The sequence below is a fragment of the Wenzhouxiangella sp. YN1 genome, from assembly GCF_056324145.1.
Window position 1 is genome coordinate 1 of the sequence record NZ_JBJNIO010000156.1, and the last position, 279, is coordinate 279.

Genomic DNA, 279 nt, shown 5'->3' on the forward strand with positions numbered 1-279 from the left:
ACCGGCGTCGGGTACGCTTCTCAAGGCGCGGGTCGGTGACAACTTCGTTGGAATCAGACATCTCTTCGCTCCGTAAGCGCCCTGAATGTTACAGATAAAACCGATCAGGTACTGTTGGGAGGGATGTTGACACACAGGGGATCAACGGACTCTTCCAAGCTGCGAAACGAAAAGCCCGAGGCTACACGCGACTGAGTACCGCCCGGACGGTGATCTTCCTGCTGGCGGGGAAGCTCGACTTCGGACGCATCAATCCGCATGTGTATGCTTAACCCACTT

Annotated in this window: 1 pseudogene; it reads left to right on the plus strand. The window is 55.9% G+C overall.

Features of this window, described 5'->3' with window-relative positions:
* Nucleotides 1-134: 134 nt before the first annotated feature.
* A pseudogene (locus ACEWQZ_RS12815) lies at nucleotides 135-272 on the plus strand (ISL3 family transposase); the annotation flags it as partial.
* Between the last annotated feature and the right edge of the window lie 7 nt (nucleotides 273-279).